Annotated in this window: 19 protein-coding genes, 1 tRNA gene and 2 pseudogenes; 16 read left to right on the plus strand and 6 right to left on the minus strand. The window is 52.6% G+C overall.

Translation table 11 applies throughout. The features are described 5' to 3' along the window. Positions 1-197: 197 nt before the first annotated feature. Together ACN28Q_RS22085 and ACN28Q_RS22090 are read right to left on the minus strand one after the other, a co-directional pair. Complete coding sequence (locus tag ACN28Q_RS22085) at positions 198-1,049, minus strand: IclR family transcriptional regulator (RefSeq protein WP_095848306.1); 852 nt, start codon at positions 1,047-1,049, stop codon at positions 198-200. A gap of 456 nt (positions 1,050-1,505) precedes the next feature. Further along, a complete protein-coding gene (locus ACN28Q_RS22090) occupies positions 1,506-2,246 on the minus strand; it encodes an amino acid ABC transporter ATP-binding protein (protein ID WP_131928975.1) in 741 nt (246 codons plus the stop codon). A gap of 898 nt (positions 2,247-3,144) precedes the next feature. Here ACN28Q_RS22090 and ACN28Q_RS22095 point away from each other — a divergent pair. Then, the gene (locus ACN28Q_RS22095) at positions 3,145-3,246 is read left to right on the plus strand and encodes a hypothetical protein (RefSeq protein WP_418251456.1); all 102 of its coding nucleotides are present in this window, start codon (positions 3,145-3,147) and stop codon (positions 3,244-3,246) included. 48 nt (positions 3,247-3,294) lie between these two features. Here the strand turns inward: ACN28Q_RS22095 and ACN28Q_RS22100 are convergent, their stop codons facing one another. Continuing rightward, positions 3,295-3,768: an SDR family oxidoreductase gene (locus ACN28Q_RS22100; protein ID WP_230469566.1), complete on the minus strand. Its 474-nt coding sequence runs from the start codon at positions 3,766-3,768 to the stop codon at positions 3,295-3,297. A 540-nt stretch (positions 3,769-4,308) separates the two neighbouring features. Here ACN28Q_RS22100 and ACN28Q_RS22105 point away from each other — a divergent pair. Then, positions 4,309-6,120 carry a DUF7380 domain-containing protein gene (locus ACN28Q_RS22105; protein ID WP_095848307.1) on the plus strand — a complete coding sequence of 604 codons (1,812 nt, stop codon included), beginning with the start codon at positions 4,309-4,311 and terminating at the stop codon, positions 6,118-6,120. A gap of 51 nt (positions 6,121-6,171) precedes the next feature. Next, a pseudogene (locus ACN28Q_RS22110) lies at positions 6,172-6,549 on the plus strand (IS3 family transposase); the annotation flags it as partial. Positions 6,550-7,685: 1,136 nt separating this feature from the next. On the opposite strand, the gene ACN28Q_RS22115 reads toward ACN28Q_RS22110, so the two are convergent. From ACN28Q_RS22115 to ACN28Q_RS22125, 3 genes and pseudogenes are all read right to left on the minus strand, one after another. Further along, positions 7,686-8,564 carry a GTPase family protein gene (locus tag ACN28Q_RS22115; RefSeq protein ID WP_095848308.1) on the minus strand — a complete coding sequence of 293 codons (879 nt, stop codon included), beginning with the start codon at positions 8,562-8,564 and terminating at the stop codon, positions 7,686-7,688. A 62-nt stretch (positions 8,565-8,626) separates the two neighbouring features. Further along, positions 8,627-9,906, minus strand: a pseudogene (locus tag ACN28Q_RS22120) (tyrosine-type recombinase/integrase). 179 nt (positions 9,907-10,085) lie between these two features. Next, a tRNA-Asn gene (locus ACN28Q_RS22125) sits at positions 10,086-10,161 on the minus strand. A 333-nt stretch (positions 10,162-10,494) separates the two neighbouring features. Here ACN28Q_RS22125 and nac point away from each other — a divergent pair. The 13 genes from nac (at position 10,495) to ureE (ending at position 21,864) form a co-directional block, all read left to right on the plus strand. Beyond that, positions 10,495-11,415 (plus strand): nitrogen assimilation transcriptional regulator NAC, encoded by a 921-nt coding sequence (gene nac, locus ACN28Q_RS22130; protein ID WP_095848309.1) that lies wholly within the window; start codon positions 10,495-10,497, stop codon positions 11,413-11,415. A gap of 433 nt (positions 11,416-11,848) precedes the next feature. Further along, the gene (locus ACN28Q_RS22135) at positions 11,849-12,724 is read left to right on the plus strand and encodes a MurR/RpiR family transcriptional regulator (protein ID WP_095848310.1); all 876 of its coding nucleotides are present in this window, start codon (positions 11,849-11,851) and stop codon (positions 12,722-12,724) included. A gap of 135 nt (positions 12,725-12,859) precedes the next feature. Then, positions 12,860-13,834 carry an agmatinase gene (locus ACN28Q_RS22140; protein WP_095848311.1) on the plus strand — a complete coding sequence of 325 codons (975 nt, stop codon included), beginning with the start codon at positions 12,860-12,862 and terminating at the stop codon, positions 13,832-13,834. 60 nt (positions 13,835-13,894) lie between these two features. Beyond that, on the plus strand, positions 13,895-14,680 hold the full coding sequence (locus ACN28Q_RS22145) for a transporter substrate-binding domain-containing protein (RefSeq protein WP_095848312.1): 786 nt from the start codon (positions 13,895-13,897) through the stop codon (positions 14,678-14,680). A gap of 27 nt (positions 14,681-14,707) precedes the next feature. Further along, positions 14,708-16,078 carry an MmgE/PrpD family protein gene (locus ACN28Q_RS22150; RefSeq protein ID WP_095848313.1) on the plus strand — a complete coding sequence of 457 codons (1,371 nt, stop codon included), beginning with the start codon at positions 14,708-14,710 and terminating at the stop codon, positions 16,076-16,078. Next, positions 16,075-16,734 carry an amino acid ABC transporter permease gene (locus ACN28Q_RS22155; protein ID WP_095848314.1) on the plus strand — a complete coding sequence of 220 codons (660 nt, stop codon included), beginning with the start codon at positions 16,075-16,077 and terminating at the stop codon, positions 16,732-16,734. The genes ACN28Q_RS22150 and ACN28Q_RS22155 overlap by 4 nt, the downstream gene beginning before the upstream one ends. A 15-nt stretch (positions 16,735-16,749) precedes the next feature. Beyond that, positions 16,750-17,406 carry an amino acid ABC transporter permease gene (locus tag ACN28Q_RS22160; RefSeq protein WP_095848315.1) on the plus strand — a complete coding sequence of 219 codons (657 nt, stop codon included), beginning with the start codon at positions 16,750-16,752 and terminating at the stop codon, positions 17,404-17,406. Then, positions 17,403-18,134, plus strand: coding sequence for an amino acid ABC transporter ATP-binding protein (locus ACN28Q_RS22165; protein WP_095848316.1), 732 nt, complete (start codon positions 17,403-17,405; stop codon positions 18,132-18,134). The genes ACN28Q_RS22160 and ACN28Q_RS22165 overlap by 4 nt, the downstream gene beginning before the upstream one ends. 82 nt (positions 18,135-18,216) lie before the next feature. Beyond that, positions 18,217-19,047: an urease accessory protein UreD gene (locus ACN28Q_RS22170; protein WP_095848317.1), complete on the plus strand. Its 831-nt coding sequence runs from the start codon at positions 18,217-18,219 to the stop codon at positions 19,045-19,047. Between the two features lie 12 nt (positions 19,048-19,059). Then, the gene (locus ACN28Q_RS22175; protein ID WP_095848318.1) at positions 19,060-19,362 is read left to right on the plus strand and encodes an urease subunit gamma; all 303 of its coding nucleotides are present in this window, start codon (positions 19,060-19,062) and stop codon (positions 19,360-19,362) included. A gap of 10 nt (positions 19,363-19,372) precedes the next feature. Beyond that, positions 19,373-19,684, plus strand: coding sequence for an urease subunit beta (locus ACN28Q_RS22180; protein ID WP_095848319.1), 312 nt, complete (start codon positions 19,373-19,375; stop codon positions 19,682-19,684). Further along, on the plus strand, positions 19,681-21,384 hold the full coding sequence (gene ureC / locus ACN28Q_RS22185) for an urease subunit alpha (protein WP_095848320.1): 1,704 nt from the start codon (positions 19,681-19,683) through the stop codon (positions 21,382-21,384). The genes ACN28Q_RS22180 and ureC overlap by 4 nt, the downstream gene beginning before the upstream one ends. A gap of 9 nt (positions 21,385-21,393) precedes the next feature. Further along, entirely contained in the window at positions 21,394-21,864 is a 471-nt protein-coding gene (gene ureE / locus ACN28Q_RS22190; protein ID WP_095848321.1) for an urease accessory protein UreE, read from the plus strand. Positions 21,865-21,872: the final 8 nt, after the last annotated feature.

A 21,872-nucleotide genomic window follows, 5' to 3' on the forward strand; every position in this document is an offset into this window, starting at 1 on the left:
AATTGATGGAGAAAAATCAGGCCCCGTAATTAAAGATGCCTGGTATAAAGCGGCGGCGCCAGCGCTTTCTTTGGCTTGCTTTGCTTCATCTATTCGCCGCTGCTTAAGAGAGATCCACTTAACACGTCTCGCAGAACTGATCTGCCCTGGGTGCCTTGTCGCAATCAAAGGGGGGATTCCTGGCAGGACAAAGCGTTTTAACACTCCTTATCTGCCGTATCCTGATAGCCTAATGCCAACGAAAAGTTGCGGGCTACGTGTTTGACCAGCTCGGTGTTGTCATTGATTTGTTTCATATTCAAACGCCAAATCGGCGCGGAGATGCCAATCGCGGCGACCATGCGCCCCCTAAAGTCAAAAACCGGCGAGGCAAGGCAACGAACCTCAGTATCAAACTCCCCGTCATCAAAGGCGATTTTGTCCCGCTTTACATCTTCAATGGTCTGCCGCAGCGTTGCGACATCCGTGATCGTTTTGGGCGTTACAGCGTCCAAAACACAGTCAGAGAGGCTTGCTTCCAGCTGTTCGGGAGGGAAACCCGCCATCAATACCTTGCCGATAGCAGTGGCATGTGCAGGACGAGCGGTGCCGATTCTTTCTGTTAATTGTAGCGATGCGGAGCCGGCCACTCTGTCGATGATTACCACGTTGAGCGCCCCTGCATAGACGGCGAGATGGCTGCTTTCACCGGTGCTTTCCGCAAGAGTTCTCAGAAAGGGAGAGGCCAGGCTGAGCAGTTCCACCTCATCAAATGCGCCCGTCGCCAGGCTAAAAAGCTGCACACCGACACGATAGCGCTTTGATTCGCTGTCCTGGCGAAGCAATCCGATATTCACCAGCGTCTTCGCAATATGAAAGGTGGTGCTAGAGTGTAAGCCGATGGTTTTACAAAGGTCGGTCAACCCCACACCTTCGCGCGAATGCGCAACCACTTTTAGAATACTCATCGCTCTGTGCAGCGACTGTACGCCGCCGCCTGCGCTGGGTTTACTGTCCGATTCGGTTGTTTTCGTGTGTTTAGCTGCTTTACTTTGCTCTGCTTTTTCCATGTTAGTCTCATTAATATTGTTCGTTTCGCCGTCAATTACGATTTCTGGCACGCTGGCGGGTTTTAATTACGACAACATGGTCTCGTTCCGAAAACATCACAGATTCGCCGGAGTACTTCAACCTGTTTTTCACAAACTTTCTTAAAACTCGGTCATTTCACAGGCCGAAGCATCGTGCCACGAAAAGCCTGTTTCCACGGTGCGGTCTTGGCCATTGTGGAACTTGCGACCGCTGTCTTCATGTTGTTGCAGATGCCACGATGCCTAAGCAAAAATTGTCGTTGTGGCAGAGGTGGGCAGCAGCGTGGCTGGCCAGCGTTCTACATAATAATCAAAAAACGCGCCCAAAAGAATAGGGCCACCTCTCAGAAGCTTTAGCGAAATCAGCGAGGTAACGACTCCGTGCCTGCCCGGCAAATCAGCCCGCAGGCTAACGGCGGAAAGGCGGGTGGAACATTATTGTCGCTCAAGGATCTGCCCCAAAAATAACTTAAGACGCTCGGTCTGCGGTGAACCAAAAATGTCGGCTGGCGTCCCCTTCTCAAGAATTTGTCCGCCATCCATAAAGACAATATGGTCTGCAACCCGCTTTGCGAATCCCATCTCGTGCGTTACGCAGATCATCGTCATGCCTGTTTCGGCAAGCTCAATCATTGTGTCTAAGACTTCCTTGATCATCTCGGGGTCCAACGCAGAGGTTGGCTCGTCAAACAGCATGATTTTGGGGCTCATGCACATGGCGCGGGCGATGGCGACGCGCTGTTGCTGCCCTCCCGATAACTCCGCCGGATACTTGTTCGCCTTTTCAGGGATTTTTACCCGGCGAAGATAAGACATTGCTAACTCTTCAGCCTCTGATTTTTTCATTTTCAGAACGGAAACCGGCGCCAAAATGCAGTTTTCCAGAACCGTCAGGTGTGTAAATAAGTTAAACGATTGGAATACCATGCCTATTTCACGTCTAATCAGATTCCAGCTATTCACCTTTTCAGTCAGTTCTATGCCGTCCACTTTTATCATTCCGCTCTGGTGATCTTCGAGCCGATTGATACAACGGATTAAGGTGGATTTCCCGGAACCGGAAGGGCCACAAATCACGATGCGTTCCCCAGTCGATACCTGCAGGGAGACATCGCGAAGCACGTGATGGTGACCATACCACTTATTCAATTTATCAATACAAATTGCGGGGACAATCGCGTTGTCACTATAGGGGCGCGTGCCCTGTTGGTCGATACTCGTCAACTTTCTTCTCCTTTATCTTAAACGCTCTACTTCAAGAACTACAATTGGGCACATGCAAAGATGCGGAACCGCATCGTATTGAGTAACTAATTGTTAAATAAGAATATGTTTTTGGGAGAGTGCGAGCTGCGTTTCCATTCACGCAAATCGTTACCGCGCCCTGAGCAAACACGCATGCAGAATTTACCGCCGGTTCTGCTTTCACTAATCACAAACTTTTATGCTTCTTCGCGCTGCGCTCGGCTGGCGAGTGATATCTGCGTCAGCACGGCAACGAGAGAAGGGGACCTTTATGTTTGTTTGCGGTATTGTGGTATTTGATTTCTGAATATAGTAAGTAAAGTGTTGCAGACCGTCAAGCGGGCATCACGCCACGCATCATCGCAGAAGCTCCAGGACTGCTGACGACACCAGATGTATCGCAACGCGCCGGACGTTCCATTAATCACCGGCTTTGCCTGCATAGCGTAGTCTGGATGTCGCCAAAGGTAGAATTTCACATGGTGGGTGGTTATCCCAGAAAAGGGACGCCTCTTGGGAGGCAATCCCGTTGTGAGGAGGGCCGGCCTTCATTGTTCAGGCCGAGGCCGCGATCCTCGAGTTGTTCTGGCGTCATGGGGATTGCTTTAGGCGATTTACCCGCCCGTTCATCCTTGAGTTGGCGGTAAGAATGGCGGTAACCCACCTACCTGCATCCAATAGTTACCGCCATGCCTGCTACCGTCACTTATCTGACCGAGATCGCAATCCGGAAGGCCAGGCCGTCCGGCTCCCCTATGAAGTTAGGTGATAGGACTGGCTTGTACACCCGGATGGGAGCCGCTGGTGGCGGCTGGATTACCGCCGTCCTGTGACCGGCAAGCGTAACACGCTGAGTCTGGGGACCTACCGGCAAGCAGATCTGGGGGGCGCGCGTAAACGGCGCACCGCGCCCGTGGTATCGCGAGCATGACCTTCCACTACGTTATTGCCACGGGCAGGGCAGTGGGTTTTATCATACTTACATAAACCGGTCCGCGCCGCCGGAGGCTTCCACGGTGTGGCCGGTCACGAACTGATTGCGTGCTGAAAGCAGGAACGCGGCGATAGCGGCGATATCTTCCGGACGGCCGAAGCGCCCGACCGGCGTTTTTTCTTTGCCGAGAAGGGTCATGATCTCCTCATCGGTTTTACCTGACAGCTCCGGACGACGGGCGCGGACGTTCGGCAGCATATTCTTTGCCCAGTTTTCCGTCGCCACCGCCCCGACGCCAATGGCATTGACCAGAATACCCATCGGCGCCACATCCAGCGCAAGGCTGCGGGTCAGATTATTGATGGCCGCGCTCAGGGCGTGGGAAACCGTCAGCGGCGGGTTGGGATACAGCCCGCCGATAGAGGAGATATTCACAATACGCCCCCATTGGCGCTGCTGCATACCCGGGATCACCTCGCGGCAAAAGCGGCGCATGGCGGTGAATTTGGTTGCCGTCATGGCCTCCCAGTCTTCTTTGATCTGAGCGAAGTTGGTAACTAAACAAAATTCGGGTCGCTTGCCCTTCAAGTACACTTCGTGCAGACTCAGTGCCAATCACGCACGGCCAACCAACTGAGCCGCTTCACGTTTGAACTCTGCACTAAAATTTCTTTTTTTCATTGGAGCACCTGTGTTGTTCTGAGGTAAGCATATCACCCCTGTTCAGGTGGCCAAATTCAGTGTGCCACTTCAAACTTTCAAAAGGTGCATCATGCAGAATGTGTCAACCAATTGCGGCCGATTGAAATGGCCATTGCTAGGCATGTCAGCGTCGTCCCGGTGACAACTAATGTGAGAAATTTGAGTTGGTGCTTGGGTTAATGCTGGAGGACTTGGTAAACTGATACGGCTGTTGTTTTACGAAGACAAAAAGAAGATGAGCGATCTGAACACGGATAAATCACAAGAAATTCAAATGGAGTCACCCATATTTTTGACGGAAATAAAAATCCTGCAATACAGCATGCTTCGCAAAAATGTTAATTCTGAGGTACACACATGAATCAAACTTTGGAAGAAAAAATATTACAACATATTGAACAACTGGCTTCAAAAACCCTCTATGATTATGATGCTTATCATTCAATGTACAGCTTCTTTTCATCTCTGTCTGCTGAATATAGAGAGAAAGGGAATAATGAGATGGGAAATATAACTAAAACGCTTGCGTACGTAACGCATATGTCGCTTGATGCGCGGAGCCGAAACATGCCTATTGTGCCTGCGATTATTTTCACTAACAAACAATCAGTATCACCTTCAGATTTGCAACAGGAAGACAGGGATATTCTAAGTACTTTATATCCAAAGCTGTCGAGAGGATTGCTGAAATCCCGCATCGCAGAAATCATGCTTTTTCTGGATAAACCACGTCGCTACGATTTAGTTGATGAAATCATCGAAGGCTACCTTAAAGGAGGCCTCAACGAAGATTATTGGTATATGCATCAGGAGAGTTTGTGGGCAAGAGCAGTTATTTTGTCACGCCAGTTCCGTAAATCAAAATTCATCAACCAGATTGAATCGCAGATTGAAACCTATTTGTTCTCTCATTCTATAGGTAATATCGGTATTTCTTTTTTTCTGTTAAAGTTTATTCAGGAATTTAATTTGTGCTCCCTACTGGGAGTAAAGTTACCCGAATTGATGATGAGACATGCTACTTATCAAAGGTCGCAAAACGACTTTCACTCCGCTGAACGCCTTTATTATATGGCCAGCGAATTTTATAAATCACTCAAGATGGAACCGGAATGGCGGAAAGCAATTGTTGAGAGCGCTGAAATACTTTTTCTAGAAGCCGAGCAGCGCGCTGGCTCAGAATCTCAGGGTAACCTTCTTGCCGGAGTGATATATGAGAGGGCACTGCAGCGCTACAGGATTATCCCAAAATCATTCAGAACTGAGCTGGGCGCAGATAATAAAATCGAAGAAAGCCAGAAGAGAGCTCGGTTACATGGGGAGCTTTCTCTTGACGATATGCACACGTTCCAGCTTCCGAGCTGTGACTTGTCAGATCTTGCAGAAATATCAATTAACCACGTTAAAGATAAGGGCGATATATTCAAAGCCAGCCTGTATTTCTCTGGTTTTAAGGCTATAGAATTAAAAGATCTTGAGGACAATGACGAAAACAAGCAGACACGTATTTCCGACCTGTTCGGTGCAACCTATCTTTCTGGAGATGGGCGAGTGATAGGACGAACAGGAGCTACTGGGGATGTCAGAGCTGACAGGATGGCAAAGCAACTGAAATCTTTTGATTTCTCCCTAAAAGTTGCAGTAGCTGGCGAAATTATGCCTGCCATGTATCAGCTTTTAAAGGAATATAATTTTGTGCTGCCATTTTTTCAGGAGCTTTGTCAGCTATCCCCTCTTATTCATACAGACAGGGTGAACCTTGTTGCTAGGGCGTTATATCTGGGATTTGAGTACCGTTTTTCTGAGGCGATTCATTTGTTATCGCCTCAAGTTGAGCATTTAGTCAGGGATATGCTGAAAAAAGCCAATGTGCGTACTAGTACCATCGACGAGATAGGGGTCGAGAACGAAATCGGCTTAAGTTCTCTTCTTGATAAACCAGAAGCGGAATCAATCTTTGGAAAAGATTTGCACTTTAACTTTCAGGCGCTTTTTACCGAAGCTCTGGGTGCTAATATCAGAAATTATGTTGCACATGGACTACTAAATGATAATTCATCTCAGAGTGAAGCCGTCGTCTACGCATGGTGGCTATACTTCAAAATAATAGTGAGGTCGGTAACACAATCTCCGCTATTCCGAATACCTAATCCCGAAAACTTTGCCTAATAAAATTGAAGGAGCTATATGTAATGTGCTGATTGATGCATGGTTCAAGTGATGTCCTCGCGGATGACGGCACAGCTGGCCTGCGATGCGTTACAGATGGCGCTGTGGCGTCGGAAGCGGCCGGAACAGGTTATTGTTCATACAGAAAGAGGCGGTCAGTACTGCTCAGCGGATTACCAGACTTTACTGAAACGGCATAATCTGCGTGGCAGTATGAGTGCAAAAGGCTGCTGTTATGATAATGCCTGTGCAGAAAGCTTCTTTCACTCACTGAAGGTGGAATGCATCCACGGTGAACACTTCGCCAGCCGTGAAATAATGCGAAGCACGGTGTTTAATTATATAGAGTGTGATTACAATCGCTGGCGCCGTCACAGTGCCTGCGGCGGTCTCAGCCCGGAACAATTTGAAAACCAGAATCTCGCTTAGGGCGGTGTCCACATTACGTGGGTAGGATCAGGGGCATCATGCTCCTCAGACGGTTTGATGAGTAAAAATAGTGAGGGGTTAATTCTATCCTGCCAAAATGGGATATGGAAAAACGCGTTTAATACATCAGAGGTTTATTATTCCTCCGATGGTAGTAATACAGCATGGTTGGGCCAAAACCTTGGTCAGCATAGTTTTTTTACGTTGAGATACTATCAGTATTCCAGTTATTGCCGATAGAAGTGGTGGGGCGCAGTGCTCATTGAGTCAAGATACTGCCGGAAAATGGTTGTTAAAGCAGACGTCTGGGTATTCCATTGTGGCATGTAGGTTTTTTTTGTTTTTAATAAAAACCAATGAATCCGTCGTGATTTATTATGGATATTCTATATAATTAATATTATAAAGATAGTTGTTGCTATCTTCAGGGATAGTATCGAATTAAATATGGAAATAGCGAGTGCTGTTGTTATAACACCACCGAATGGATACTACACGTTAGATCAATTGAGTATCTTTGTGGCGATGATTGGTGGGGAAAAGGAAATGTCTTTGTTAAGTATTTAAATGGTGATTTTCTTGAGTTGCATATTTCTTACTCTTCACAAAGTAAGATTAATTACCTCATTCCGGGTTTTTGAAATAGAGATAATATTGAGGAATACAGCATATTAAAACCCGTTGTGGCCTATATGTTATTATTGAAATATATATCGCATAGTCAACTGAAAATCTGAACTATAGGTCAGTATGGGGTTGGTTGGGTTTATGAAAAAAATGATCCGATTTGGTGAGGTAAATATATTTTTTTATTTTTTGTATTTTATACTTAAATATAGTATGTTTATATCGATATGTTAATTTCAGAAAATGTCTGATTGTCTATATATGGTTCTATGTGTTTTTTATGAAAATGTTTTTTGAAAGGTTTGAAAGGTTTGAAAGGTTTGAAAGGTTTGAAAGGTTTGAAAGGTTTGGATGGTTCGCAAGACTTTTAAATTACCAATTAACACATTGTAATTAATGATAATGGCTATGGGAATTCTTTATATAAAGACAGTAATGAATTTGTTGGATTCATTACTGTAATATACAGGTCAATTTAACATAATTAATGTTGTTTCATATCGTTTAAATTACCAAAATTTAAATCTTTTTATAAAAAATATGGCTGTTTTTGCGACAGTTTTTATGCCTTCAATAGCAACTTCTTTTGCCACGTCTTTAACTGTATCCCATGCGTCTCCTGCAAATTCTTTTACGCTTTCCCATATTCCCATTTCTGCGCTTTCTGCCATTTTTTCCGTTTTTATTGCTTCTGTTGCTTCTCTGTACATTGAGTACTTTTTTTCGTTGGGCAGGATTTCTATTATTTTCTCCATTGTCTCAATTACGTTGTAATTTTGAGCGACAGAAGTTGTCTGAATATATTTCGTTGGTGCACCAAATGCGTTTGAAATTTCTATCACTTTTTTTTGTATATTAAATTCTTTTGATTCCATCGGTTTGTTATTTTCTCGGTCCCAATCTAAAAGTGGTTCGATTTTATCAACTTGGTTGATTACAAACAAAACAGGACATTGCTCCAAATTTGAACTTAAAATTTCCTTATAGGCTTTTTCTGCTATAGCGTAAGCCCTATCATCTGCTTTTATTACCCAAATTACTAAATCTAAAGTTGGTGATAAATCTTTATATAGTTGGAAATGCGCTTTATCTCTTTCTATTGTTTCCCCAACACCCGGCACGTCAAGTAAGATTATTCCAGAACCATTCGATGTATCGCCAAGCTGAATTTCTTGCACATCTCTTGTACATGCTGATACGTCGCTAACTTGTGCTAGGTCTCTGCCAAATAGAGCGTTGCAAAGGGATGACTTACCAACACCAGTTACTCCGAAAACGCCGACCCGAGGAGTATAGCTACGCAATTGCTTAACTTTCGACTCTATCAGTTTTTTAATCTCAGCCCGAGTCATTTCTTTGGTATTCAATTTTCTTTTTTCTAACATCATTTTTTAAATATCCTTATTGAAATAAATTGTGTATAGCCATCAAAAACTGCAAAAGTTATTTTCTACCCGTAATTTGACTCCTTATTTAGTGAAAACTCAAATGGTCTAACCATCTCGTTGCTGTTAGCATCCAGAAAATCAGCCCACCACTGCAGCGTCAGACGACGCTGTTCAAGGTGCTTGGCCTTATGAGTATAGGCAGTGCGGACATTGTTCTTTTCCATGTGGCTCATCTGAAGTTCTACTACATCTTCAGGCCAGATACTCGATTCGATTAACGCACTACACGCCAGCGTGCGGAAACCATGACCGCACAAATCGGTTTTGGTATCGTAGCCCATTTTCCGCAGCTCCTTGTTGATGGTGTTTTCACTCATTGGCTTCATCGCATCATAACAACCCGTAAGGATAAACCCTCATCACCGTTAACGTCATAGGTGAGATCTTTTAGTTCTTCCAAAATTGCCAGTGCCTGACTGCATAGAGGAACATAATGCTTTCTGCGCATTTTAGCTCCACGGGCTGAATGCTTGATCCCTTCAATGGCTTCACGCTGTTCAGGGATAACCCATAAGGCACTTTTGAAATCGATCTCTGATCATCGGGCAAAGCGGAGTTCACTGGAACGCACAAAAATCAGCAGATTGAGTTTTATCGCAAGTAGAGTAAGTCTGCTACGGCCTTGATAGCTTTCAATACGTTCCAGCAGGGCTGGTATATCTTCAAGCTGGTGTTCCGTCTGTGGCTTCTGAACCGCGCCTTCCAAATCGTAGGCAGGGTTGAAACGGATCATCTTTTGCTGGACGGCATAACGCATGATGGCGGTGGCGTACTGTTTCACCCGCATGGCAATTTCCAGATAACCCAGCTTCTCTATTTTTTTGATGGGAACCAGCAGATCGCCCGTATCCAGCTCACCAATATCTTTGTTACCAATATCAGGGAACAGGTAGGTTTCGAGTCGTGTCCAAACAGAGCGCTGATAATCTTCTGACCAAGTGGTTTTGGTGGCAAACCAGGTTTTGGCGACGGTTTTGAAAGCACGGGTGTTGTTACGTCGCTCTTGAATGGTTTTGTTGTCAGCCTGCTTGTTAGCGCTGGGGTCTACTCCAGCGGCTAACAGTTTTTTGGCTTCATCCCGGCGTTGTCTTGCATCAGCCAGCGAAACTGCAGGGTAGACACCGATGGAAAACACCTTCTGTTTCCCTTCAAAGCGATAGCCTAACTGCCAGTATTTAGAGCCGTTGGGATGTACCAGCAGGTAGAGACCGAACCCGTCAGTGAGCTTAACCACTTTTTCCGATGGCTTGGCATTTTTTACTTTAGTATCAGTAAGTGGCATGACGGCTCCCTCCGATTGCTGGTAAAAACGAAATCGAACCAGCTTTACCAGTATTTTTACCAGCAAAAGGGTATGGCTTCGAGTGGTTTTTAGTGAACGAGGGTGAACTTGAAGAAGGGGATAACCAACTGATAGAAATGCAGAAAGCAGACGTCAGTGAACGTCTGCTTCCCTTAAATTGGCTCCCCTGACTGGACTCGAACCAGTGACATACGGATTAACAGTCCGCCGTTCTACCGACTGAACTACAGAGGAATCGTGTGAACGGGGCGCATATTAGCGGCGTGTGCCGGGCTTGTAAAGTGTGAAATCCGCTTGCCGTATCGTTTGCTATAAGATTAGCCAACTTGCTGCTTTTGTGGCTGTTATTGCCTGGTTCAACGCGCTCCCCTTAAGGTGCTTTGTTGCATGCTTATGGTGCGGGTGGGGCGGTTTTGCGCAAATTACCACGTGCAGTTGGGGTTGTGGATGTGTCTTTTCTTGCTGTTTTACAAACGGTTAAGCACTGCCTTGCCTGGCGGTTGGGATCTGGCCTGAATTTTGCTGCTTATTCTCTATTCTAAGGTAAACCGGCAAGATGGGGGCAGTATGAATTTCAGACGTCTTAAATATTTTGTGAAAATCGTCGACATTGGCAGCCTGACGCAGGCGGCAGAGGTATTACATATTGCCCAGCCGGCGCTCAGCCAGCAACTGGCGACGTTAGAAGGCGAACTGAAACAACAACTGCTGATCCGTACCAAGCGCGGCGTGATGCCGACGGAGGCGGGTAATATCCTTTATGCACATGCTCAGGGCATTCTGCGCCAGTGCGAACAGGCGCAAAGCGCAGTGAGCTGCGCCGGGCAGGCAATGAGCGGGCCGGTATCTGTAGGGCTGACGCCGGGCGGGGCGGCCGCGCAGTTGGCTTTGCCGCTGCTGCAGGCGGTTCGCGACCAGCACCCCGGCATCCTGCTTAGCCTGAATGAAAATATCGGCGCGGTGCTAAGCAGCCAGATTGATAATCAAACGTTGGATATGGCGCTGATGTACGGCGCCAAAATGCCGTCCGGCCTGAATGCCATTACGCTGGTTAAAGAAGAACTGTATCTGGTGGCGACCCGCACGGTGCCCAGCCCCGGCAACAGCATTGACCTTGCCGACGTGGCGCGCCTGAACCTGTTTTTACCGCGGGAAGGGGATGCGGTGCGCAATCAGGTGGATGAAGCGATGGCGCAGCGCAAGCTGGTGGCCAACGTGGTGGGCGAAATCGAATCCCCGGCCACGCTCAGTGCGGCTATCGCCGGCGGTTTAGGGGCCACCATCCTGCCAGAATCCGCAGCGCGCGCCATGTTGGGCCCGGCCAAAGCCTGGATGGCGCGTATCAGCGCGCCGATGCTGACGGTGCCGCTGTCGCTGTGCGTCTCCAGCCAGCAAACGCTGTCTGCGCCTGCGCTGGTGGTAAAAGATATTCTGTTATCCATTATCACCAGCCGCGGCCAGGAAAAACGCGCCCTGGCGCTGGTCTAGTAACGCCCCCGGAGCCAGGCTTCCCGCGAGAGGCGCCGGCGTCTGGTGTTCTTTTGCTGCGACCGGCGTGCGGCATTCCCCGTTTGTTGACGATGGCATGATGCATGCTGTCGTTTTCTCCCCTGTCGGCGGTGCATGACTATGCTCCCAGGCTGCCGCCAGCGGCTCATTTTGGTTCAACTTACGCACCAGCATAAGGCAACGGCCCGCTCATAGTGCAATGCTATTAACCATTTTTATTTTGTGGTTTTTGGTTCAAAATAATTTTTTTATCTGAATTTTGAATCAAACCAATCAAACAGAGTTCCCCCTTTTCAATACTCAATGCTTCCAGGTTGCGGGCAGCGTGGCCGGAAGTGTTTCAACTGAATCATCGGTATAAAAAACTGGCCCACCTGTTGCAAAGTCCTTCATGTGCTAAGGGGGAACCGCCATGAACCAGCAAGATCTGAATCAACTGATAAAAGACCGTTTTGATGTGCTGCCCCGGCGCGAGCAGCAGGCGGCGGCATTTGTGTTAGAACACCCGCATGAAGTTGCGGTGATGTCGATGCGCGAGCTGGCGCTGATGGCTGGCCTGCCGGCCTCCACCATGACCCGTTTCGCCAAGCATCTCGATTTCAGCGGGTTTGATGAATTGCGTTCGATCTTCATTTCGGCGATCCGCGGCCAGGGCAACGCCTATGAATCGCGTATGGCGGGCCTGGTGGCGATGAAACAGCAGGTGGGGGATCACTCGCTGGCGGCCGATCTGGCGGACACCACGGTGGCGCATATCCAGACGCTGTGCAGCGCGCACCAGATGGATACCATCGTGCGTGCGGGGAAACTGCTGGCGCAGGCCCGGCGTATATATTGTCTGGCGCTGCGGTCGTCTTACCCGATTGCGCACCACTTTTCCCATGTGGCGAGCTATTTTCACCCAGAGGTGCATTTGATTGATGGCTCCGGTGAAAGCGGAATTATGGCGCTGATGCGCGAACTGAACAGTAAAGATGTGTTGTTCGTCACCAGTATTTCCCCTTATGCGCGTAAAACCATCACCCTGACGCGCTATATGCACCAGCAGAAAATGAAAATTGTCGCCATCACCGATAATGCCGGCTCACCGGTGGCGAGAATTTCCAATGAAGCCATCGTGGTAAAAAAGAAAACGAATTCCTTTTTTGACACATTGACGCCGGCGCTGCTGGCAACGGAAATATTAATTGCACTACTGGCCGCTAATACCAAAGGCGATGTTCGCTCCAAGGTAAAAAATACCGAGGAGAAAATATGGGCTTTGGGTGAGTGGTTAAAAACCACCTGATACATTCTCGGTTTTTAGGTTTTAACTGGCTCTAAAGGAGAGCGCTAGCGCGGTTCAACCACGCGTTTGCGTTTTCCCTGCAACTCGAATTGTTTTGGTTATAAACAATTTCCCACTGACGTTAAAGGCAAAGAAATGACTGCATATAAACCAGAATTAACGACGGCACCTAAACATGGCCACAAAAGCCTGCTGTATTCCGAAGTCGTCACCGATTTAAATACGCTCGATTATGTGGATATCGCGGTCTTGGGGGTTCCTTATGGCTCGCCATATTCCATTGATGAAGTCACCAACGATCAAACCAATGGGCCAACGGCGGTGCGCCAGGCGACGGACCGCGCGCTGCGCAGCTTCGAGCGTTACGATTTCGACATCGGCGGCTCCATGACCGACAACCAGCCGATCCGCATGGTGGACTGCGGGGATATCGCCGGCGATGCGCGCGCGCTGGGCCAGCACTATGTAGCTACCGAGGCGGTGGTGCGTAAAATCCTCGCGCTGGGCGGCATGCCGCTGATTATCGGGGGCGATCACGGCATCCCGATCCCGGTGCTGCGCGCGCTGGACAGCGTGGGGCCGATCACGCTGATCCACATTGACTCCCATCTTGACTGGCGCGATGAGGTTAACGGCGTTCCTGATGGTTACTCCAGCCCGATCCGCCGCGCATCGGAAATGGCGCACGTTCACGAGATTTTTCAAATCGGTCTGCGTGCCAATGGTTCCGCCCGTCAGGAAGAAGTGGATGCCGCACTGGCCTATGGCGCCCATTTGATCCCGGCGCATCAATTGCATGATGAAGGTATCGAAGCCGTGCTGGCGCGTATTCCGGATGGCGGTAATTATTATATTACCTGCGACGCCGACGGGATTGATCCCACCATTATGCCGGCGGTCAATGGCCCAGCGTTAGATGGCGTTACCTATGGTGAAATGCGCAAACTCATTCACGGTTTGGTGAAAAAAGGGCGCGTTGTCGGAATGGATATCGTGGAAATTACGCCGAAGAAAGATGTGAATAAAATTACCGCGATTACCGCCTGCCGTTTCTTTGTAAATTTAATCGGGATGGCGGTAAGAGCCGGCTATTTTAAGAAAGAGAAGTGATCCTGGATATCCTGCACGGATTTCCATCCATGAAGTGATTATTAATTGCGGAGTTATATTATGACAAAGAATCGCCTTTTGTCTGCGGCACTCTGTTGCCTTGTTTCTCTCGCCAGCGTTTCCGTTTCTGCGGCAACCGTGCTGGAAAATATTAAAAGCCGTAACCTGGTGCGCATTGCGGTGCCGCAAGACTACGCGCCATACGGATTTATTTCACCGGATATGTCGCCGCAGGGGCTGGATATCGATGTCGCGCATTTGATCGGTAAACAACTGGGCGTAAAGGTGCAGTTAATTCCGGTTACCGGGCCAAACCGCGTTCCTTATCTGCAAACCGGTAAAGCCGATATGACGATCTCATCACTGGGCAAAACCGAAGAGCGCGCCAAAGTGATTGATTACAGCATTGCCTACGCACCGTTTTTTGATGCGGTCTTTGGCCCAAAGGCGTTGAAGGCTTCCACACCGGAAGAGCTGGCGGGCAAAACCGTCTCGGTGACCCGGGGTTCCATGCAGGACGACGAGCTGACCCAACTGGCGCCGAAAGCCATTATCCGGCGCTTTGAGGACAACAACAGCACCATCGCTGCGTTCACCTCCGGGCAAACGCAGATGGCCGCTATTGGCACCACCGTCGCCGCCACCCTCCAGGCGCGGAATCCGAAACTGGATATTGCGCTGAAGGTGATCTTGTCGAATTCGCCGTGCTACATCGGCATGCCGAAAGGGCAACCTGATCTGGTGGCGAAAGTGAACGAGATTATTCGCCAGGCGAAGCAGGACGGCTCGCTGGATCGCATCTCGCAGAAATGGCTGGGCGCGCCTGCGGGCGAGTTACCGGAATAACAGGGCCGGCGCAGGAGTAACGTACTCATGAATCAGGTTCCGGCTTTGGCCGCACTGGCCGAATGGTTGACCGGGCACCGCGCCCGCGTGCTGCCGGCGGATATTCGGCACACGGCCCGGCGCTGCCTGGTCGATACGCTGGGCGTCATGCTGGCCGGGGCACAGCAACCGGTCGCGGGCAAAGTCCGCCGGATTGTGGCCGGTGAACAGGGGCCTTCGCGGCTGATCGGCACCGCGTTGCACGCCGCGCCCGCCACGGCGGCGTTGGTTAACGGCGTGGCCGCACATGTGCTGGATTTTGATGATAACTGCTACGCCGGTTTTGTGCATGGTTCGGCGGTGATTGTCCCGGCGGCGTTGGCGCTGGCGGATGCCAAAGGGGCCAGGGGCGATGCGCTGCTGACTGCCATTGCCCTGGGCAGCGAATGCCAGTATCGGCTTGGCATGGCGCTGGAAAACGTGCTCTACCAGCGCGGCTGGTGGACCACCGGCATGTTGGGCGGCGTGGGCGCCTGCGCGGCTGCGGCCACGCTGTTGGCACTGGATAGCACGCAGTGCGCCCATGCGTTGGGCATCGCGCTGGTTTCCGCTGCGGGAATGAAAGCGGTGTTCGGCACGGACAGCAAGCCCTTAACCGCCGGCTATGCGGCCCAGCGCGGCGTGATGGCGGCGCTAATGGCGCAGGCCGGCGTTACTGGGCCGTTGAATGCGCTGGAACATGCGGCTGGCTTCGCTGCGTTATGCAATCAGGGGCACTGGGCGGCGGAGTGGCTACGGGCGGATAGCCGTCACTGGTGCCTGCGCGAACCCGGGGTGGATATCAAGCGCATACCGCTGTGCCTTTCCTCCCATGCGGCGGTGGACGCGTTGCTGTTTTTGCTGCAGCAACAGCCGTGCAGCCTGGCGCAAATAGACAGTGTGGTTTGCGATGTGCCGGAAATCGTCCGCGCTAACCTGGTTTACGATCTGCCGCTGAATGCGCAGCAGGCACAGTTCAGCCTGCCGTTCGCCCTGGCGCAAACGCTGTTGACCGGGGATGTTCAGCTTCGCCATCTGAACGATGCACACCTGCAGGATGAACGGTTACGCCTGCTGATGCAGAAGGTCCGCTACCACTCCAGCGCTCGCTGGCAGCAGGCGGATCTGATGCGTGATGCGCCGGAGGGCGCAGAGGTGACGCTTTGCCTGCGCGATGGTTCAAGCCGCAGCCACTTTGTGGCCAAGGCGCGCGGGGCGGCCAGCGTGCCGCTCAGCGATGATGAGCTTGGCGCCAAATTTCTCCAGTGCAGCGAACCGGTGTTGGGCGCCGCGCCGGCATACCATCTGTTGAACCAGCTGTGGCAAATCGACCGGCTGGCTGTGTCGCAACTGTTGTTATTTCAGGAGACGGGAACATGACGCAATTCGATTTTATTAGCGTGTTGTCGGAGTGGCCGTCGCTGCTTGGCGGCGCGGGTATCACGCTGTTGATGACGCTCCTGGCGACGCTATTTGGCCTTTTATTGGGGATTGCCTGCGGCTGGGCGCGCGCTAACGGCCCAGTCTGGTTGCGCTGGCCGGTGGGCTGCTACGTCGAACTGGTGCGCAACACCCCCTATATCATTCAGCTGTTCTTTATCTTCTTTGGCCTGCCGGCGGCCGGTATTCAGCTTTCCGCGTTGAGCGCCAGCGTGCTGTCGCTGATCCTCAACCTGGCGGCCTATGCCAGCGAAATCGTGCGGGCCGGGATCCAAAGCACCCCGCACAGCCAGATCGAAGCGGCGCAAAGCCTGGCGCTGAACCGCTGGCAAATCTTCACCCGCGTGGTGCTGCCGCCGGCGCTGGGGCGCGTGTGGGGGGCAATCGGCAGCCAGGTGGTGATCATTATGCTCGGCTCGGCGGTATGCAGCCAGATCTCTACCGAGGAGCTTTCGTATGCCGCCAATCTGATTGCCAGCCGCAGCTTTCACAACTTCGAGGCGTACATCATCGCCGCAGCGATCTATCTGCTGCTGGCGCTGCTGGTGCGCCGCATCCTGAACTGGATCGGGCCGCGTTTTATCTTTGGCCGTTAATCAGAGGAGAGGCCGGTGAGTGAATTCACGACCTGGGATATCTATCGCAACTTATTGCTGGCGTTGCGCTGGACGGTGAGCCTGTCGCTGATCGCCTTCGCCGGCGGCGGGGCGTTAGGCGGGGCGCTGTTGATTCTGCGCCTGTCGGCGCTGCCCGGCGCCGCGCGCGCGGTGCGGATCTATATTCAGCTGTTTCAGGGCATTCCGCTGCTGATGCAGCTGTTTATTTGCTACTTCGGTCTGGCGCTATTCGGCGTGGAAACCTCGCCGTTGATGGCCGCCAGCCTGTGCCTGACCGTTTACGCCAGCGCGTATTTAACCGAGATCTGGTATGGCGCGGTGCGTTCGATCCCGCGCCAGCAGTGGGAAGCCGGCACCAGCCTGGCGCTCACGTTTATGGAACAGCTGCGCCACATCATTTTGCCGCAGGCGCTGAAAATCGCCGTTGCGCCCACCGTGGGCTTTATGGTGCAGGCAGTGAAATCCACGGCGCTGGCTTCGGTGATTGGCTTTGTTGAGTTGACGCGCTCGGGCCAGATCATCACCAACGTCACGTTTTCGCCGTTTTTGGTCTACGGCAGCGTGGCTTTATTCTATTTTTTCCTCTGCTTCCCGTTATCGCTGTGGAGCAGACGTCTGGAACACAGTCTTTCGCGGAGGACAGCTAAATGACGGATTTTGCCCTGGTTGATATCAACGGCCTGCACAAACGTTTCGGTGAAAACCCGGTGTTGAAAGGGATCGACTTGCAAATTAAACGCCAGGAAGTGGTTTGCATCATCGGCAAAAGCGGCTCGGGAAAGAGCACGCTGCTGCGCTGCATCAATGGCCTGGAAACCTTCGAGCAGGGTACGTTGAAAATCGACGGTCAGCCGGTGCTGCATCATGATGCGGCGGCTTTGCGCGAGCTGCGGCAAAACGTCGGCATGATTTTCCAAAGCTTTAATCTGTTTCCACATTTGACCGTCGGGCGTAACGTCATGCTGGCGCCGACGTTGGTGAAAAAACAGCAACCGGCTGAAGCGGAAAGAGTGGCACGGCGTTTGCTAGAGCGTGTGGGGCTTGCCGATAAATTCGAACAGTGGCCGGATCAGCTTTCCGGGGGGCAACAGCAGCGCGTGGCCATCGCCCGTTCGCTGGCCATGAACCCAGAAATCCTGTTATGTGATGAAATCACCTCGGCGCTTGATCCTGAACTGGTGGGGGAAGTGCTGCAGGTAATTGAATCACTGGCAAAAGATGGCATGACCATTATTATGGTAACCCACGAGATGAATTTTGCGCGCAGGGTGAGCGATCGCGTGGTGTTTATGCACCAGGGGCGGGTTCATGAAATCGGCGCCCCTGCTGAATTGTTTACCGCGCCACGCACTGCCGAACTGCGGCAGTTTCTGGCCTGATGAAAATCAGCGCGTGGCGGGGGGGCGGCCCGCCGATGGGCCCGTTAACCCTGCCTGATGCTGATAAAAGGGATATTCCATTGTGAAGCGCGATGCGCAACGACAAACTGAAACCACCGAAGCCGGCTGGCAGGCGCAACTGGCGCTGCGGCTTGCCCAAAAAGCCGGCAAGACCGTGTTAACGCATCAACGCCACTTCGGCCCGCTGCGGGTGCAGCGGCCATTTTACCCCGAAGGCCACACCAGCCACCTTTACCTATTGCACCCGCCGGGCGGGGTGGTGGGGGGCGACCAACTGACGATCGATGTCCAACTGGAAGAGCAGGCGGGCGCCCTGATCACCATGCCGGGCGCGGCGAAAATTTATCGCAGCAATGGCGCTATCGCCGCAATTAATCAATGTGTTACGCTGCAATCCGGTTGCGCCGTAGAGTGGCTGCCGCCAGGCAACATCTTCTTTCCCGGCACCGAAGCGCGTATCCGCAGTGAATTTCATCTGGCCGCCGATTCTCGGCTGATTGCCTGGGAAACCTTCTGCTTCGGCCGCCCGGTAATGAAAGAGCGCTATGATTGCGGCAATGCAGTGAGCAAGCTGCAGGTGTGGTGCGGCGGCGAGCCGTTGCTGAACGAAACGCTGCGCGTCAGCGGCGGCCTGGCCACCTTGGCCGGTTACCCCTTCCACAGCACGATGCTGCTGTATCCCGCCGGCGAAGCCCTGCTGGATGAAGTGCGCGTGCACCTGGCGCCGCGGCAACATCCGGCCGGCGCCACGCTGCTGGATAAATTAATGGTTATCCGCCTGCTGGATCACAGCAATCTGTCGCTGGAAGCGGATCTGCACCAACTGTGGCGCCTTGCCCGCCCGCAGGTGATTGGGCTGGGCGCCGTTAACCCCCGAATATGGTCAACCTGAAAAGGAAAGAGTATGGAGCTGACACCCCGAGAGAAAGACAAACTGCTGCTGTTTACCGCCGCGCTGGTGGCGGAGCGCCGGCTGGCGCGCGGGCTGAAGCTGAACTACCCGGAGTCGGTGGCGCTGATTAGCGCGGCTATCATGGAAGGCGCGCGCGACGGCAAAACGGTGGCGGAACTGATGGAAGAAGGGCGCCACGTGCTGGCCCGCGAGCAGGTTATGGAAGGCGTGCCGGAGATGATAAGCGACGTGCAGGTTGAAGCGACATTCCCGGACGGCACCAAACTGGTGACCGTCCACGATCCGATTATCTGAGGAGAACAGCATGATCCCAGGTGAAATCAGGGTGGCCGCCGGTGAGATTGAACTCAACGCTGGCCGTAGCGCGATATGGGTGACGGTTGAGAACCACGGCGACCGGCCGATCCAGGTGGGCTCGCACTACCATTTTTACGAAGTGAACCCGGCATTGGTGTTTGATCGTGCAAAAACGCGTGGCTATCGGCTGGATATCGCGGCCGGCACCGCCGTGCGTTTCGAACCGGGCCAGGCGCGCGAAGTGGCGCTGATCCCGGTCGTGGGCCAGCGCATTATTCGCGGCTTTCGCGGCGATATTCAGGGGGAGTTGGATTCATGAGCAAAATTTCCCGCCAGGCCTATGCGGAAATGTTTGGGCCGACCACCGGCGATCGCGTGCGGCTGGCCGACACGGCGCTGTGGATAGAAGTTGAGCAGGATTACACCGTTTACGGGGAAGAAGTGAAATTCGGCGGCGGCAAAGTGATCCGCGACGGCATGGGCCAGGGGCAAATGCCGGACGCCGAATCGATGGACGTGGTGCTGACCAACGCGCTGATTGTCGATCACTGGGGCATCGTCAAAGCCGACATCGGTATCAAGAACGGCCGCATCGCGCTGATCGGCAAAGCCGGCAACCCCGACATTCAGCCCGGCGTCACGGTGCCGATTGGCGCAGGCACTGAGATCATCGCGGCGGAAGGTAAGATCGTCACCGCGGGCGGTATCGATGCCCATATTCACTTCATCTGCCCGCAGCAGGCGGTTGAGGCAATCACCTCCGGCGTAACGACCATGATCGGCGGCGGTACCGGCCCGGCGACCGGCACCAACGCCACCACCTGCACGCCGGGGCGCTGGAACATCACCCGCATGCTGCAGGCGGCCGACACCCTGCCGGTGAACGTCGGCCTGCTCGGCAAGGGCAACACCTCCAGCCACGAAGCGCTGCGTGAACAGATCGACGCGGGCGTGATCGGCCTGAAGCTGCATGAAGACTGGGGGTCAACCCCGGCAGCCATCGACAGCTGCCTGCAGGTGGCGGAAGAAGAAGACGTGCAGGTGGCGATCCACACCGACACCCTCAATGAAGCGGGTTTTGTTGAGGATACGCTCAAGGCGATAGGCGATCGCACGATTCACACCTTCCATACCGAAGGGGCCGGCGGCGGCCATGCGCCGGATATCATCCGCGCCTGCGCCTTCGCCAACATTCTGCCATCCTCCACCAACCCGACGCTGCCTTATACGGTCAACACCGTTGATGAGCACCTCGATATGCTGATGGTGTGCCACCACCTGGATGCCGGCATTGCCGAAGATATCGCGTTTGCCGAGTCGCGTATCCGGCGGGAAACCATCGCCGCCGAGGATATTCTGCATGACATCGGGGCATTTTCCATGACCTCGTCGGATTCCCAGGCGATGGGGCGCGTTGGCGAAGTGATCATGCGCACCTGGCAAGTGGCACACAAAATGAAGCTGCAGCGCGGGCCGTTGCCCGGCGACAGCGAAGAGAAAGACAATTTCCGCGTTAAGCGCTACATCGCAAAATACACCATCAACCCGGCGATTACCCACGGCATCGCGCACGAAGTCGGCTCTATTGAGCCGGGCAAACTGGCGGATTTGGTGCTGTGGAGCCCGGCCTTCTTTGGCGTGAAACCGGCGCTGATCGTCAAGGGCGGGATGATTGCCTATGCGCCGATGGGCGATATCAATGCCTCGATCCCCACGCCGCAGCCGGTGCACTATCGGCCGATGTTCGGCACGCTGGGCGATGCGCGCCATGCCACCCGCATGACCTTTTTGCCAACCCGCGCGCTGCGCAATGAATTGCCCGGCCAACTGGGCCTGAAAAGCCTGATTGGCGAGGCGAAGAATTGCCGCGGGGTGCGGAAATCCGACATGGTGCATAACGATCTCACCCCCGATATTCAGGTTGATGCGCAAACCTATGAAGTGCGGGCCGACGGCCAACTGCTGGCCTGTGAACCATTAAGCGAGTTGCCGATGGCGCAGCGTTATTTTTTGTTTTAAGGAGGAACAATGCTTTTTCTTACCCGCAAGCTGGCGGCCGGGGCCAACGTTAACGCCACCGCCAGGCTTGATTTCGATACTCGGCTGAAAAGCCGGGCGCGCATCACCCTGGACGACGGCCGGGAGGCCGGGTTGCAGCTTGAACGTGGCTCGATGCTACGCGGCGGCGACATTCTTTGTGACGACAGCGGCGAGCACGTGGTGCGGATTGAAGCCGCGCCGGAGACGGTTTCCGTCGCGCGCTGCGGCGATCCGCTCAAACTGGCGATTGCCTGTTATCACCTGGGGAACCGCCATGTGCCGTTGCAAATTGAAGCCGGGCGCGTCGCTTATTTGCACGATCACGTGCTGGACGACATGCTGATCGGCCTGGGGCTTATCGTCAACAGCGAGCAGGCGCCTTTTGAGCCGGTGCCCGGCGCGTATGAAACCGGTTCGCACGCCCATTCCCATTCGCACCACCACCATCACCACCACTGATCGCGGAG

This window comes from Gibbsiella quercinecans (assembly GCF_002291425.1).
GTDB lineage: Bacteria > Pseudomonadota > Gammaproteobacteria > Enterobacterales > Enterobacteriaceae > Gibbsiella > Gibbsiella quercinecans.